The 14,853-nt window shown below is 61.0% G+C and carries 14 protein-coding genes; 7 read left to right on the top strand and 7 right to left on the bottom strand.

All coding sequences use genetic code 11. The annotated features are described in order from the left end of the window. The first annotated feature begins 25 nt into the window (after nt 1–25). On the top strand, nt 26–865 hold the full coding sequence (locus tag GIW48_RS03400) for an HlyC/CorC family transporter (protein WP_010206772.1): 840 nt from the start codon (nt 26–28) through the stop codon (nt 863–865). Nucleotides 866–1,138: 273 nt separating this feature from the next. Next, entirely contained in the window at nt 1,139–2,662 is a 1,524-nt protein-coding gene (gene lnt / locus GIW48_RS03405; RefSeq protein ID WP_236460169.1) for an apolipoprotein N-acyltransferase, read from the top strand. Nucleotides 2,663–2,816: 154 nt separating this feature from the next. Here the strand turns inward: lnt and GIW48_RS03410 are convergent, their stop codons facing one another. Both GIW48_RS03410 and GIW48_RS03415 read right to left on the bottom strand, forming a co-directional pair. Beyond that, a complete protein-coding gene (locus GIW48_RS03410) occupies nt 2,817–3,578 on the bottom strand; it encodes a YdcF family protein (RefSeq protein WP_099547592.1) in 762 nt (253 codons plus the stop codon). Nucleotides 3,579–3,683: 105 nt separating this feature from the next. Continuing rightward, entirely contained in the window at nt 3,684–3,995 is a 312-nt protein-coding gene (locus GIW48_RS03415; protein WP_017136061.1) for a hypothetical protein, read from the bottom strand. A 262-nt stretch (nt 3,996–4,257) separates the two neighbouring features. Here GIW48_RS03415 and leuS point away from each other — a divergent pair, with 262 nt between their 5' ends. The 5 genes from leuS (at nt 4,258) to GIW48_RS03440 (ending at nt 10,415) form a co-directional block, all read left to right on the top strand. After that, a complete protein-coding gene (gene leuS / locus GIW48_RS03420) occupies nt 4,258–6,864 on the top strand; it encodes a leucine--tRNA ligase (RefSeq protein ID WP_017136060.1) in 2,607 nt (868 codons plus the stop codon). An 88-nt stretch (nt 6,865–6,952) separates the two neighbouring features. After that, nucleotides 6,953–7,558, top strand: a complete 606-nt coding sequence (locus GIW48_RS03425) for an LPS-assembly lipoprotein LptE (RefSeq protein WP_017136059.1) — start codon at nt 6,953–6,955, stop codon at nt 7,556–7,558. A 39-nt stretch (nt 7,559–7,597) separates the two neighbouring features. Further along, a complete protein-coding gene (holA, locus tag GIW48_RS03430; RefSeq protein ID WP_017136058.1) occupies nt 7,598–8,635 on the top strand; it encodes a DNA polymerase III subunit delta in 1,038 nt (345 codons plus the stop codon). Between the two features lie 228 nt (nt 8,636–8,863). Continuing rightward, nucleotides 8,864–9,028: an alternative ribosome rescue factor ArfA gene (arfA, locus tag GIW48_RS03435; RefSeq protein ID WP_003176285.1), complete on the top strand. Its 165-nt coding sequence runs from the start codon at nt 8,864–8,866 to the stop codon at nt 9,026–9,028. Between the two features lie 61 nt (nt 9,029–9,089). Further along, nucleotides 9,090–10,415, top strand: coding sequence for a lytic murein transglycosylase (locus GIW48_RS03440; RefSeq protein ID WP_099547590.1), 1,326 nt, complete (start codon nt 9,090–9,092; stop codon nt 10,413–10,415). Nucleotides 10,416–10,544: 129 nt separating this feature from the next. Here GIW48_RS03440 and GIW48_RS03445 read toward each other — a convergent pair whose 3' ends face one another. From GIW48_RS03445 to GIW48_RS03465, 5 genes are all read right to left on the bottom strand, one after another. Further along, a complete protein-coding gene (locus GIW48_RS03445) occupies nt 10,545–11,477 on the bottom strand; it encodes a S66 peptidase family protein (protein ID WP_236460101.1) in 933 nt (310 codons plus the stop codon). Nucleotides 11,478–11,596: 119 nt separating this feature from the next. Further along, the gene (gene lipA, locus GIW48_RS03450; RefSeq protein ID WP_057444888.1) at nt 11,597–12,598 is read right to left on the bottom strand and encodes a lipoyl synthase; all 1,002 of its coding nucleotides are present in this window, start codon (nt 12,596–12,598) and stop codon (nt 11,597–11,599) included. 26 nt (nt 12,599–12,624) lie between these two features. Beyond that, the gene (gene lipB / locus GIW48_RS03455) at nt 12,625–13,272 is read right to left on the bottom strand and encodes a lipoyl(octanoyl) transferase LipB (RefSeq protein ID WP_056861968.1); all 648 of its coding nucleotides are present in this window, start codon (nt 13,270–13,272) and stop codon (nt 12,625–12,627) included. Next, nucleotides 13,272–13,553, bottom strand: a complete 282-nt coding sequence (locus tag GIW48_RS03460; protein ID WP_017136054.1) for a DUF493 domain-containing protein — start codon at nt 13,551–13,553, stop codon at nt 13,272–13,274. The genes lipB and GIW48_RS03460 overlap by 1 nt, the downstream gene beginning before the upstream one ends. Before the next feature lie 85 nt (nt 13,554–13,638). Beyond that, entirely contained in the window at nt 13,639–14,796 is a 1,158-nt protein-coding gene (locus GIW48_RS03465; RefSeq protein ID WP_017136053.1) for a D-alanyl-D-alanine carboxypeptidase family protein, read from the bottom strand. Nucleotides 14,797–14,853 lie beyond the last annotated feature (57 nt).

The following is a 14,853-nucleotide window of genomic DNA, read 5'->3' on the forward strand; positions in this document are numbered from 1 at the left end:
CAACAAAGGATTTAGAGTAATCGCTATGAGCGAAGACCGATCGAGCAACGGGCAGAAGTCATGGCTGGGTAAACTGACCCAGGCTTTTGCCCACGAGCCGAAAAACCGCCAGGAGCTGCTGGAGCTGCTGCGCGAGGCCCATCAGAACAAGTTGCTGGACAGCGAAGCGCTGGCCATCGTCGAAGGCGCCATCCAGGTGGCTGACCTGCAGGTTCGGGACATCATGGTCCCGCGTTCGCAGATGATCAGCATCAAGGCGACCCAGACCCCACGGGAATTCCTCCCGGCCGTGATCGACTCGGCGCACTCGCGCTACCCGGTGATCGGTGAAAGCCATGACGACGTCATGGGCGTCCTGCTGGCCAAGGACCTGCTGCCGCTGATCCTCAAGGAGAACGGCGACAGCTTCAACATCAAGGACCTGCTGCGCCCGGCCACCTTCGTGCCTGAATCCAAGCGCCTGAATGTGCTGCTGCGCGAGTTCCGCGCCAACCACAATCACATGGCCATTGTGATCGACGAATACGGCGGCGTGGCTGGTCTTGTGACCATCGAAGACGTGCTCGAGCAAATCGTCGGCGACATCGAAGACGAGCACGACGTCGAAGAAGACAGCTACATCAAGCCGCTGCCCAGCGGTGATTTCCTGATCAAGGCGCTCACGCCGATCGAGAACTTCAACGAGTTCTTCGACAGCGAATTTTCCGACGATGAGTTCGACACCGTGGGTGGTTTGGTGATGAGTGCGTTCGGGCACCTCCCAAAACGTAACGAAACCACTGAGATTGGCGCTTATCGCTTTCGCATTCTGAATGCGGATAGCCGTCGTATCCACTTGATCCGCCTGACTCCGATTGCCCGCTAAGGAAGGGGTGGGGCATCAGCTATTTCCTGTGTCGCGTTGCCCCTGAGAGCGGGCCAGGCAAGGCGCAGGCCGCAGGGAATGGCGTTCCCTTTTCAAGGCCTGCAACGCAGCATGGCCCGCTCTCAGGGGCAACCCGAAGGGCCGGGCCTGCTGCGGCACAGGGCTGCGTTACTCGTCGTTCATTTGGAAAAACCAAACCACACTCCTCGCGCCTTGCCCTGTGCCGCAGCAGGCCCGGCGCGACACAGGAAATAGCTGATGACCCACCCCTACATGCGCCGTCTGATTGCACCCGGCTGGCCCGGTAACCTGCTGGCCGTGGTGGCCGGCGCCATCACTACTCTGGCGCTGGCGCCCTTCGATCTGTGGCCATTTGCGCTACTGGCCGTCGGGCTGTTCTATGTGGGACTGCGCGAGCTGACGCCACGTCAGGCCCTGGGCCGTGGCTGGTTTTTCGGTTTTGGCCTGTTTGGCGCCGGCACCAGTTGGATCTACTACAGCATCCACCACTTCGGCGGCGCTTCGGTGTTGCTGGCTGGCTTTTTGATGCTGCTGTTTACCGCCGCGATTGCCTGGTTCTTCGCCCTGCCCGCTTGGCTGTGGGCACGCTGGCTGCGTCGCAATGAGGCGCCGCTGGCCGATGCGCTGACCTTTGCGGCGCTGTGGGTTGGCCAGGAAGCGTTTCGTGGTTGGTTCCTGACCGGTTTCCCTTGGTTGTACTCCGGTTACAGCCAACTCGATGGCCCGCTCACCGGCCTTGCGCCACTGGGCGGCATGTGGCTGATCTCCTTTGCCCTGGCGCTGACGGCGGCCGTGCTGTGCAACCTGCCGCGCCTGCTGGCAAGCAAGCGCAACGGCTTCATCGGCGCAGGCTTGGTGTTGTTGGTTGCACCCTGGGCCATCGGCCTGGCGCTCAAGCATCATGCCTGGACCTCGCCCTCGGGCGCCCCACTGACGGTGGCGGCGATCCAGGGTAATGTCGAACAGAGCATGAAATGGGACCCCGCGCAGATCGACGCGCAGTTGGCGCTGTACCGCGACATGAGTTTCAGCTCCAAGCCGGTAGACCTGCTGGTATGGCCGGAAACCGCGGTGCCGGTGCTCAAAGAGTCAGTCGAAGGCTACCTGGGCATGATGGGCAAGTTTGCCGCCGACCGGCACTCCGCTCTGATCACCGGCGTACCGATTCGCCAGGAAGTGCACCACCAGAAGCGCTACTTCAACGGCATCACGGTGGTGGGTGAAGGCGAAGGCACTTACCTCAAGCAAAAACTGGTGCCTTTTGGTGAATACGTGCCGTTGCAAGACATGCTGCGCGGGCTGATCGCCTTCTTCGATTTGCCAATGTCGGACTTCGCCCGCGGCCCGTCCGATCAGGCGATGCTGCAGGCCAAGGGCTATCAGATTGCGCCGTTCATTTGCTATGAAGTGGTGTACCCGGAATTCGCCGCAGGCCTGTCGGCCCAGAGCGATTTGCTGCTGACCATCAGCAACGACACCTGGTTCGGCCGTTCCATCGGCCCGCTGCAACACCTGCAAATGGCGCAGATGCGTGCATTGGAGGCTGGCCGTTGGATGATCCGCGCCACTAACAATGGGGTGACAGGTTTGATCAACCCATTTGGGCAGATTACCGCGCAGATCCCGCAGTTCGAGCGTGGGATTCTCTACGGCGAAGTGGTGCCGATGCACAACCTGACGCCATACCTGCAATGGCGCTCGTGGCCGTTGATCATTGTGTGCCTGGGCTTGTTCGGCTGGGCGCTGCTGGCGGCCCGGATGTCTAAAACCGTCTAACGAACGGCATAAAACCAATGTGGGAGCTGGCTTGTGTGGGAGCGGGCTTGCTCGCGAAAGCGGTGTGTCAGTCAACATATCGTCAACTGACACACCGCTTTCGCGAGCAAGCCCGCTCCCACATGAACCGCTTTCCACATTTGAAATTGCGGCGTTATCGGTAAAACACCCGATACCCCACCTGCCCCACCGCCTCATTGATCAACTGCCCGCTGCGCCACACTGACACAAACTCGGGCATCCAGCCGCCCAGCGGTCGCGCATTGTCTACGCCCAAAAAGCCCACCGGCCCTGGCACTACCGTAAAACCGGCCTTCTCGAAGCTCCATACCGCACGCGGCATATGCCAGGCCTGGGTGACCACCACCACGCGCTTGATGCCTTGCGGCAACAGGATTTCGGCGCTCATCTGCGCGTTTTCCCAGGTGGTGCGGCTGCGCTCTTCTTTCCAACGCACGGTGACGCCAAAGTCATCCTGCATCGACACCGCCATCAGCTCAGCCTCACTGGGTGGCGTGCCGTAGTGCAAGCCGCCGCTGGTCAGCACCGGCAAGCCGGAGGCCTTGGCCAGACGCGCAGCATAACGCTGGCGCTCAAGCCCAGTACCGGTGGGTTGATCGGAGCCCCACGCGGGGTCACCGCGCTCACGCCCCGACCCCAGCACCACAATCGCGTCAGCGCGCTGGGCCAGCGTCGCCCATTCTTCACGGGCCAACGGCGGCTCGGTCTCCAGGGCATGCGCGCCCCATTGCACCATCACCGGCAGGCTGATCAACCACAGCCCCCCGAACCCCACGGCAAAGCAGCATCCGGCCAGGCGCGGGCGACTTTTACGCAACCACCAGGCAAGCGCCAGCAGCAGCAAAAAGAGGCCGGGCGGCAAGAGCAATTGTTTAATGAAATAACGAAAAGGCATCGGGCATCTCCAAAGATGCCCGAAGCCTAGATGCAACGGGGTTTAGCGACAATCTTTACCAACCTGTTTCGAGAACGACTCAAAGGATAACGCGGTGCTCCACGTTTACCGTGCGACCCGACGCTTATCGGGACCGCGACCAGCAGACACATCTTTCAGCCAGATCACCTTGGCCGAACGCAAAGGCTCTTGGGCGGGCGGGGCAGCCCGTTCCTGAGAGGCACGGTGGTGATTCAATTCCAGGTAGCACTTGATCAATTCAAGTTCTGCCTGGCTCAAGCCTCGCAACTCCAGCTCCAGAGGCCGCTCATCACGCAATCGGCCTGCGGTTCTTGCGGCATCCAATGCCCGACCCAAACGGTCGATCAGTCCTTCATACAATTGCGGTTTCATTAAAGTTCGCTGCGATTCAACCATCCCCTCACCTCATTGAAGATAAGACTCACTCCCCAATAAACAGCGTAGTCCCCATGGCTGCGCCTGCCTCGCGCCGCGACAGACGGCCCTCGCCGCGCAATCAGGGTTTCCCTCGATAGAGTGGGGTCATGTATGCTACGGCGCTTCCTGTAACTCCACTTCCCGCAGGGTTTGGGCACGGACGCGCCGCTTTTTGGTGTCGATCAACCTGAATGTTGTACCGAAGAGGATTAGGCCACCCCTATTCAGTTCAAAAGTAGCCATGCACGAACAATATCAGCCCCGTGAAATAGAAAATGCCGCCCAAACCTTCTGGGACGAGCAAAAGTCCTTTGAAGTCAGTGAACAGCCAGGCAAGGAGACTTACTACTGCCTATCGATGTTCCCTTACCCCAGCGGCAAGCTACACATGGGGCACGTGCGTAACTACACCATCGGCGACGTAATTTCCCGCTACCAGCGCATGCTCGGCAAAAACGTCCTGCAACCTATGGGTTGGGACGCCTTCGGCATGCCGGCGGAAAACGCCGCGATGAAAAACAACGTGGCGCCCGCCAAGTGGACCTACGAAAACATCGCCTACATGAAAACCCAGCTGCGCAGCCTGGGCCTGGCGGTGGACTGGTCCCGCGAAGTGACCACCTGCAAGCCCGATTACTACCGCTGGGAACAGTGGCTGTTCACGCGCCTGTTCGAAAAAGGCGTGATCTACCGTAAAAACGGCACCGTGAACTGGGACCCGATCGACCAGACCGTACTGGCCAACGAGCAGGTCATCGACGGTCGCGGCTGGCGTTCCGGCGCGGTGATCGAAAAGCGCCAGATCCCGATGTACTACTTCAAGATCACGGCCTACGCCGATGAACTCTTGTCGAGCCTCGATGACATGCCGGGCTGGCCTGAGCAGGTCAAAACCATGCAGCGTAACTGGATCGGCAAATCCAAAGGCATGGAAGTGCAGTTCCCGTACAACGTCGACTCGATCGGCGAAACCGGCGCACTCAAAGTCTTCACCACCCGCCCCGATACCCTGATGGGTGCGACTTACGTCGCCGTGGCCGCCGAGCACCCGCTGGCCACCCAGGCTGCACAGAACAACCCAGAGCTTTCGGCGTTCATCGCTGAATGCAAAGGCGGCAGCGTGGCCGAAGCCGACGTTGCCACCCAAGAGAAAAAAGGCCTGCCAACCGGCCTGTTCGTCGAGCACCCACTGACGGGCGAAAAACTGCCGGTGTGGGTCGCCAACTACGTGCTGATGCACTACGGCGATGGCGCAGTCATGGCTGTGCCGGCCCACGACGAGCGCGATTTCGAGTTCGCCACCAAGTACAGCCTGCCGATCAAGTCGGTCGTGCGTACCAGCTCGGGTGATACCAACCCGGCTCCGTGGCAAGACGCCTACGGCGAACACGGTACGCTGATCAACTCCGGAGAGTTCGATGGCCTGGACTTCCAGGGTGCCTTCGACGCCATCGAAGTTGCCTTGATCAAAAAGAACCTCGGTGCCTCGCGCACCCAGTTCCGCCTGCGCGACTGGGGCATCAGCCGCCAGCGCTACTGGGGCTGCCCGATCCCGATCATCCACTGCGAAACCTGCGGTGACGTGCCGGTGCCGGAAGACCAGTTGCCGGTGGTACTGCCCGAAGACGTGGTGCCGGATGGCGCCGGTTCGCCATTGGCGCGCATGCCTGAGTTCTACGAGTGCACGTGCCCTAAATGCGGCGCACCTGCCAAGCGTGAAACCGACACCATGGACACCTTCGTCGAGTCCTCGTGGTACTACGCCCGCTACGCCTCGCCACACTATGAAGGCGGCCTGGTAGAAAAATCCGCAGCCGACCACTGGTTGCCGGTGGATCAATACATCGGCGGCATCGAACACGCGATTCTTCACCTGCTCTACGCGCGCTTCTTCCACAAGCTGATGCGCGACGAAGGCCTGGTGAGCTCCGATGAGCCGTTCAAGAACCTGCTGACCCAAGGCATGGTGATCGCCGAGACTTACTATCGCCGCGAAGCCAATGGCGCCTACACCTGGTTCAACCCGGCGGACGTCGAGCTTGAGCGTGACAGCAAAGCCAAGGTCATCAGCGCCACGCTGAAATCCGACGGCCTGCCGGTGGAAATCGGTGGCACCGAGAAGATGGCCAAGTCCAAGAACAACGGCGTCGACCCACAGTCGATGATCGATCAGTTCGGCGCCGATACCTGCCGCCTGTTCATGATGTTCGCCTCGCCGCCCGACATGAGCGCCGAATGGTCCGACTCCGGCGTTGAAGGCTCGCACCGCTTCCTCAAGCGCGTCTGGCGCCTGGCGCACGCCCATGTCAGCCAGGGTTTACCGGGCAAACTGGACGTGGCGTCGTTGAGCGATGAGCAAAAAGCCATTCGCCGCAGCACCCACCTGGCCATCCGCCAGGCCAGCCAGGACGTGGGCCAGAACCACAAGTTCAACACCGCCATCGCTCAGGTGATGACACTGATGAACGTGCTGGAAAAAGCCCCGCAAGCCACCGAACAGGACCGCGCGCTGGTACAGGAAGGCCTGGAAGCTGTGGTGCTGCTGCTGGCGCCAATCACGCCGCACATCAGCCATGAACTGTGGAGCCGCCTGGGCCACAGCGACGCGGTCATCGATGCGCGCTGGCCGGTGCAGGATGACAGCGCGCTGGTACAGGACACATTGCAACTGGTTATTCAGGTTAACGGTAAACTGCGCGGCCAGATCGACATGCCTGCCAGCGCCAGCCGTGAAGACGTGGAAGCCGCAGCGCGCATCAACGAAAACGTGCTGCGCTTTACCGAAGGCCTGACGATCCGCAAAGTGATCGTAGTGCCGGGCAAACTGGTCAACATCGTCGCCAGCTAATCGGATCGGGCGCAGGGCTTGAGCCCTGCGCCGAACTAAACCTTTAAGGCCTCGATAAGGCCCACATGGTTTCAAGGGGAGCAACAAAATGATCAAACGCAATTTGCTGGTGATGGGCCTCGCTGTGCTGCTGAGCGCTTGCGGCTTCCAGCTGCGTGGCACCGCCACCAATGAACTGAGCATCAAGGAACTGGACGTCAGCGCACGCAACGCCTACGGCGAGACCGTGACCCAGCTGCGCCAGGCCCTGGAAAGCAGCGGTGTACGCGTCGGTTCCGGCGCGACTTACAAACTGAATCTGGTGGACGAGAAAGAAACCCAGCGTAACCTCAGCTACGCCAGTGCCGGCCGTGCGTCGGACATTGAGCTGAACACCCTGGTCGTCTATGAACTGCAAGGCCGCGACCACCTGCCATTGATGGGTGACAAGGTTGAAGTGCAGAAAGTCGTGAGCCACGACGGTAACAACCTGGTGGGCTCGGATTCGGAGATCATCCAGGTTCGCAAGGAAATGCGTCGTGAGGTGATCCAGCGTCTGATGATTCGTCTGCAACAGCTGACGCCAGAGAAACTGGCCGCCTTGCAACTGACCGCCGACAACAAGGCCAAGGCTGACGCCGATGCCCTGAAAGCTGCGCAAGAATACGAAGACAACACGCCGAAACAATCGCCTGCCGAAGTCCCTGTCGAGTAAGCCAGACGGGGCGCCCCTGGCGCCCCGTTTGCCCCGCCTATGAAACTTGCCCCCGCCCAACTCGCCAAGCACCTGCAAGGTGGCCTTGCGCCTGTCTATATCGTCAGCGGTGATGACCCGCTGCTGTGCCAGGAAGCGGCCGACGCGATTCGCACCGCCGCACGCCAGCAAGGCTTCGATGAACGCCAGGTGTTCAGCGCCGACGCCAGTTTCGACTGGGGCACGCTGCTGCAAGCCGGTGCGAGCATGTCGTTGTTCGCCGAGAAACGCCTGCTGGAACTGCGCCTGCCTTCAGGCAAGCCGGGTGACAAGGGCGCGGCGGCGTTGATGGAATACTGCTCACGCCCCGCTGAGGACACGGTGCTGCTCATCAGCTTGCCCAAGCTTGATGGCAGTGCGCAGAAAACCAAGTGGGGCAAGGCGCTGGTAGAAGGTCCGCAAACCCAGTTCATCCAGATCTGGCCAGTGGACAGCAACCAGTTGCCGCAATGGATACGTCAGCGCCTGTCGCAATCAGGGCTGTCGGCAACGCAAGATGCCGTCGAGCTCATCGCCGCCAGGGTCGAGGGCAACCTGCTTGCCGCCGCCCAGGAGATCGAAAAGCTCAAGCTGATGGCCGAAGACGGGCAGATCACCGTCGAAACCGTCCAGGGCGCAGTCGCTGATAGCGCGCGCTTTGATGTGTTCGGGTTGGTGGACGCGATTCTCAATGGCGAACCCGCCCACGCCCTGCGCATGCTTGAAGGCTTGCGCGGTGAAGGTGTGGAACCGCCGGTGATTCTGTGGGCGCTGGCTCGAGAGTTGCGAGTGCTGGCCAATATTGCCCTGCAATACAGCCAAGGCACGCCGCTGGACAAATGCTTCAGCCAGGCCAGGCCGCCGGTGTGGGACAAGCGCAAACCCCTGATGAGCAAAGCCCTGCAACGCCACTCGGCGCAACGCTGGGCGCAGCTGTTGTTGGAAGCGCAACGCATCGACGCGCAGATCAAAGGCCAGGCGGCAGGTTCGCCGTGGATGAGCCTGAGCCGTTTGTCACTGTTGATGTCTGGCCAACGCCTGACACTCCCCGCCGAATAACCCCACTGTCCCCTGTGGGAGCTGGCTTGCCTGCGATAGCGGTGTGTCAGCCACTACATTTTTGCTGATGGACCGCTATCGCAGGCAAGCCAGCTCCCACATTGACCGTGCCCACTTGAATAGGTGAAACCGCCTACACGTCGCCGGGCTTTACAGCCGCGCCACTTCGGCAGATGATTTGCACCGCTTCACCCCACCTCAAGACCCCACCTCAAGAGAGTAACGACCATGAGCAAAAAGCCATCCAAGCATGGCCCCAACAAAGCCAAATCCATCATCGCCCAGCCACTGTTCCGCAGCCGTCAGGAACGCGCCGGCAAGGGCAAAGGCAGCTACCGCCGCGAAGCCTTCCAGTCTAATAGCTGGGAGGCTTCTTACTTTCTGGCTGCCTGAAGGCAAGTGCCCCTCCGGCATGATAAGGTCTGTACTTGATTTGTAATCCCTGGACCTGTGCATGCCCTCTAGCCTTTCCCGTCGTTGGCACCTTCGCCAATTGATCGCTGCCTCCAGCCTCATTCTGCTTGTCGCCTGCGCCGAGAAACCCACCGCCGCGGACGCGCAACCCCTGCCAAAGCTCCAGACCGTGCCTGCCGTCGCGCCTGCCGTGGTCCCCCCTTTGGCCGTGGACAATCTTGATATCCAGCCGACCCAGACCTTTGCCGAATGGCAGGCTGGCTTTCGTGCGCAAGCCCTGAGCGCGGGGATCACACCCGCCGTCTTCGATAACGCCTTTGCTGGCGTGACGCCCGACATGGCGGTGATTCGCGCCGATCGCAGCCAACCGGAATTTTCCCGCCCGGTGTGGGAATACCTCGACGGTGCCCTGTCGCCAGTACGCGTGCGTAATGGCCAAGCGTTGCTGATCAAATACGCCGATATCCTGCAACGCATCGAAGAGCGTTATGGCGTTGATCGCCAGGCGCTGGTTTCGGTGTGGGGCATGGAAAGCAACTTTGGCCAGTTCCAGGGCAATAACTCGGTGATCCGATCGCTCGCGACCCTGGCCTATGAAGGCCGCCGCCCGGCGTTCGCCCAGGCGCAACTGCTGGCGGCGCTGCAGATCATCCAGCATGGCGATATCTCTGCCGACCAGATGAAAGGTTCGTGGGCCGGGGCCATGGGCCAGACCCAGTTCATCCCGACCACCTACAACACCCATGCCGTGGATTTCGATGGCGACGGTCGCCGCGATATCTGGAACAGCCCGGGCGACGCCCTGGCCTCCACTGCGCACTACCTGCAAAGCTCCGGCTGGCAACGCGGCCAGCCGTGGGGCTTTGAGGTGAAACAACTGCCGACGAACTTCGATTACGCCCTGGCCGACGGCGGCATACGCAAGACCGTTGGCGAGTGGATGAGACTCGGTATCCAGCTGCCACCTGGCGCGAGCATGCCACCGAACGTCGAGCACCTGTCAGCTGCCCTGCTGCTGCCGGCCGGCTACCGTGGCCCAGCGTTCCTGGTGCTGGATAACTTCCGCGCGATCCTCAAGTACAACAACTCGTCGTCCTACGCGCTGGCCGTAGGCCTGTTGTCGGAGCGGTTTGCTGGCGGCGGAGTGATTCGTGGCGATTGGCCCAAGGATGAGCTGCCGCTGAGTCGCTCCCAGCGTATCGACCTGCAGACGGTGCTGAGTGCCAAGGGCTATGACGCGGGCAACCCGGACGGGATTATCGGCGCCAACACGCGCAAGGCGATCCGGGCGGCGCAGCAGTCGTTGGGTTGGCCGGCGGATGGGTTTGCGACAGTGAAGCTGCTGGAGTCGTTGCAGAGCCGTTAAATCGGCCTAACGATCATTCCCACGCTCCGCGTGGGAATGCCGCCTTGGACGCTCTGCGTCTGCTCTTGAGGGGGTGACGCGGAGCGTCACGGGATGCATTCCCACGCAGAGCGTGGGAACGATCGACGCTCAGGGCTTGAACACTACATCCTGCTCCAACACCAACTGCTGCTCCCCCGCATCCAGACGCACCAGCGCGCCCAGCGGCAGCGTCAGGTTCGGATCGCAGTGCCCGCTGCGCCAGCCGGACAATACAGGAATGCACAGCGGCTCGAAGGTCTGCTTGAGCAGCCGCTCCAACGCCGCCTTATCCACCCCCGATACATCCCCGACCAACACACCGGCGACCTGGCACAGCTTGCCCACCAGGCGTAAATGGGTCAGCAGCCGGTCAATTCGGTAGAGTGGCTCGTTGACGTCTTCGATAAACAGAATGATGCCTTCGGAGTCGATCTCAAACGCCGTGCCCATTACCGCGGCAATCATCGACAGGTTGCCGCCGAGCAAACGCCCGCAGGCGACACCCGGCTCAATCGTGGTCAGTGGGTAAGCAACCGGGTGTGCCAGCACGCTGCACTCGCTCAGTTGCCCACGCAACATGCTGAACAACGACGACTCGGTGGGCTGCTGCTTGCCACCGAGCAGATCGGCATTGAGCATCGGCCCGTGAAAGGTCACAAAACCCGCGTAGCGGTTGATGGCCAGGTGCAACGCGGTGATGTCGCTGTACCCCACAAATGGCTTGGGGTTGGCCCTAATCAGGTCAAAATCGAGCCGATCCAATAATCGCGGGCTGCCATAGCCGCCACGCAGGCAGAAGATGGCATCGATTTCGGGATCGGCAAACGCCGCATGCAAATCGCGCAGACGCACCTCGTCGCTGCCGGCCAGGTAGCCATCGCGCTCATACACACCGGGGAATATGCGCAGCTCATGGCCACGGGCGCGCATCCACTGGCCGGCTTTTTCAACATCCAGTGCGGCAGGGCCGGCGGGGGCAATCAGGCCAATTACGCCTTCGGTGCGCAGGGCGGGCACGGCAGCCGCGAGTTGAGTCGTCATCCATGGTTCTCCGTGGTTGGATACCCAGGCACTCTAGCCAGTGATGGTTGCAAACAGAAGGGAGAAAAGGAGGGAAACTCTGTAGGAGCAGTTCGGCTGCTCCTACAGAGGGGAAACGCTTACGAAACCAGGCTCGCCTTGACCAGCTTGGCTTGCTCATCGGCGTGGTACGAGGAACGTACCAGCGGGCCCGAAGCCACGTTCTTGAAGCCCATCTTGTAACCTTCCTCGGCGAACCAGGCGAAGGTGTCCGGGTGCACAAAACGCTGCACCGGCAAGTGGCTGCGCGACGGCTGCAGGTACTGGCCCAGGGTCAGCATGTCGATGTCGTGTTCGCGCATGCGCTTCATGACTTCGATGACTTCTTCGTCGGTCTCGCCCAAGCCCAGCATCAGCCCGGATTTGGTCGGGATGTGCGGCATCATCTGCTTGAATTTTTGCAGCAGGGTCAGCGACCACTGGTAGTCCGAACCTGGGCGCGCAGCTTTGTACAGACGTGGCACGGTTTCCAGGTTGTGGTTGAACACATCCGGTGGCTCGGCCGCGGTGATTTCCAGCGCGACGTCCATGCGGCCACGGTAGTCCGGCACCAGGGTTTCGAGCATCACGTTCGGCGACAGCTTGCGGATCTCGCGGATGCAGTCGGCAAAGTGCTGGGCACCGCCGTCACGCAGGTCGTCGCGGTCTACGGAGGTGATGACCACGTATTTGAGTTTCAGGTCGGCAATGGCGATGGCCAGGCTTTCCGGCTCGTTGACGTCCAATGGCTTCGGCCGGCCGTGGCCAACGTCGCAGAACGGGCAACGACGGGTGCAGATGTCACCCATGATCATGAAGGTGGCGGTGCCGCCGGAGAAGCATTCGCCCAGGTTCGGGCAGGAAGCTTCTTCGCACACGCTGTGCAGTTTGTGTTTGCGCAGCAGGGCCTTGATACGGTCGACTTCCGGCGAAACCGGGATGCGCACGCGGATCCAGTCAGGCTTCTTCGGCAGTTCGGTGGTCGGGATGATTTTCACCGGGATGCGTGCAACCTTCTCGGCGCCGCGCAGCTTGACGCCGGCTTCGACCTTGGCACGCGGGGCCGGGGCCGGACGCTCGGTGATGTCCAGCGTCGGGATCATGGTTTGCACTGCATCAGTAGTCATAATCAGTCGATTCCGCCCGTAAGGGTCGTCTGCTCAGCATAGTCGAGGTGTTTGACGAGCTGCGCACGCAGCCGGGCACTTACCTCGGCAAATTTAATCGGTGTGGCGTGGTCGCTCAGTTGAGTCATCGCCAGCCCGGCGTAACCGCACGGGTTGATGCGCCGAAACGGCGCCAGGTCCATGTCCACATTCAGGGCCAGGCCATGAAAGGAGCAACCATGGCGAATGCGCAAACCGAGGGAGGCGATTTTCGCGCCGTCCACGTATACACCGGGTGCATCGGGCTTGGCCGCGGCAGTGACGCCGTAACTGGCCAACAGCTCGATCAGGCAAGCCTCCATGCGGCTTACCAAGTCACGTACGCCATAGCCCAGCTTGCGTACGTCCAGCAATAGATAAGCGACAAGCTGACCAGGGCCATGGTAAGTCACTTGGCCACCTCGGTCGACCTGCACCACCGGAATATCACCCGGCAGCAGCAGATGCTCAGCCTTGCCGGCCTGGCCCTGGGTGAAGACCGGCGGGTGTTCCACCAGCCAGATTTCATCCGGGGCCGAGGTGCCGCGCTCGTTGGTGAAGCGCTGCATGGCATGCCAGACCGGCTCATAGGCCATCTGGCCGAGCTCGCGAAAGCCCAAAACCTGTGACATCACAACACCATGTGCACGAAGCCGGTGGCCCGCAGTTCACTGTTGATGTCGTAGAGCTGGTCTTGACCGGTTGCCACGATGTGCAACTGGATCGTGGTGTACTTACCGTTGGAACTCAAACGCTCGTCCACCCGGTTGTCGTTGATCGTCGCGTGTTTACGCACGATCTCGAGAATCTTGTCTTTGTTGCCCACACCGGTATCGCTGATCACCTTGACGGGATAGTCCACGTTGGGGAATTCGATCTTTGGCGCCTTTACTTCTACTTCTTTATCGGTCATGGCAGAACAGCCTCGTAAGCGCTAAGCCGTGGCGACGGGCAAAGCCCCGCGCTGGATCAACGCGGGGCTTTGCAGGTGCGCACAATCAGTTGAACAAGCCGTAGAAGAATAGACGGATGCTATCCCACACGCGGCGGAAGATACCACCTTCGTCAACGGCGTCCAGTGCGATCAGGTCGGCGCTATGCACCACCTTGTCATCGAGCTTCACTTCGACTTTACCGATCACGTCGCCCTTGGCGATTGGAGCGACCAATTGCGGGTTCATGGTCATGCTGGCCGCGAGCTTTTTCAGCTGGCCTTTAGGCATGGTCAGGGTCAGGTCATCGGCCAGGCCGGCCTTGACTTGGTGGGTCGCGCCTTTCCATACCGGGGCTTGGGCCAGCTCGGCACCCTTCTGGTAGAAGGTCTGGGTTTCGAAGAAGCGGAAGCCGTAAGTCAGCAGTTTTTGCGTCTCGGCCGCACGGGCCTGCTCGCTGTTGGTGCCGAATACCACGGCGATCAGGCGCTGGCCATCACGTACGGCGGACGACACCATGCAGTAGCCGGCTTCGTCGGTGTGGCCGGTTTTCAGACCGTCGACGGTCTTGTCACGCCACAGCAGCAGGTTACGGTTAGGCTGCTTGATGTTGTTCCAGAAGAATTCCTTCTGGGAGTAGATCGCGTAGTGCACCGGGTCGACACGGATGATCGCGCGAGCCAGCACGGCCATGTCGTGAGCCGACGAGTAGTGCTCCGGGTTCGGCAGGCCGGTCGGGTTCATGAAGTGGCTGTTGGTCATGCCCAGGTCGCCGGCGGTCTTGTTCATCAAATCGGCGAACGCGTCTTCGCTGCCGGCGATGTGCTCGGACAGGGCCACGCTGGCGTCGTTACCGGACTGGATGATGATGCCGTGCAGCAGGTCGCTGACGGTAACCTGCGAACCGACCTTGATGAACATCCGCGAACCGCCGGTGCGCCATGCGTTTTCGCTGACGGTAACCGGGTCATTCTCGCCGATCTGGCCGCGACGGATTTCCAGGGTCGCGATGTAGGCTGTCATCAGCTTGGTCAGGCTGGCCGGGGGCAGGCGCTGGTCACCGTTGTTCTCGACCAGCACGTTGCCGCTGGCGGCATCCATGAGGACCCAGGCCTTGGCGGCCAATTGCGGGGAAGCTGGCACCATTTCAACCGCCCAGGCGGCCGGGGTAATGATCAGCGAAAGTAGCAGGCACGTGCGTTTGGCTAAGGTGGTGATGTTCATCCGTCTCTCGAAATTGCTTATGGAAACTTGCCCTCGCGGGCAAAACTATTCAGACAG

This window comes from Pseudomonas sp. PA-6-3C (genome assembly GCF_021605825.1).
Lineage (GTDB): Bacteria > Pseudomonadota > Gammaproteobacteria > Pseudomonadales > Pseudomonadaceae > Aquipseudomonas > Aquipseudomonas edaphica.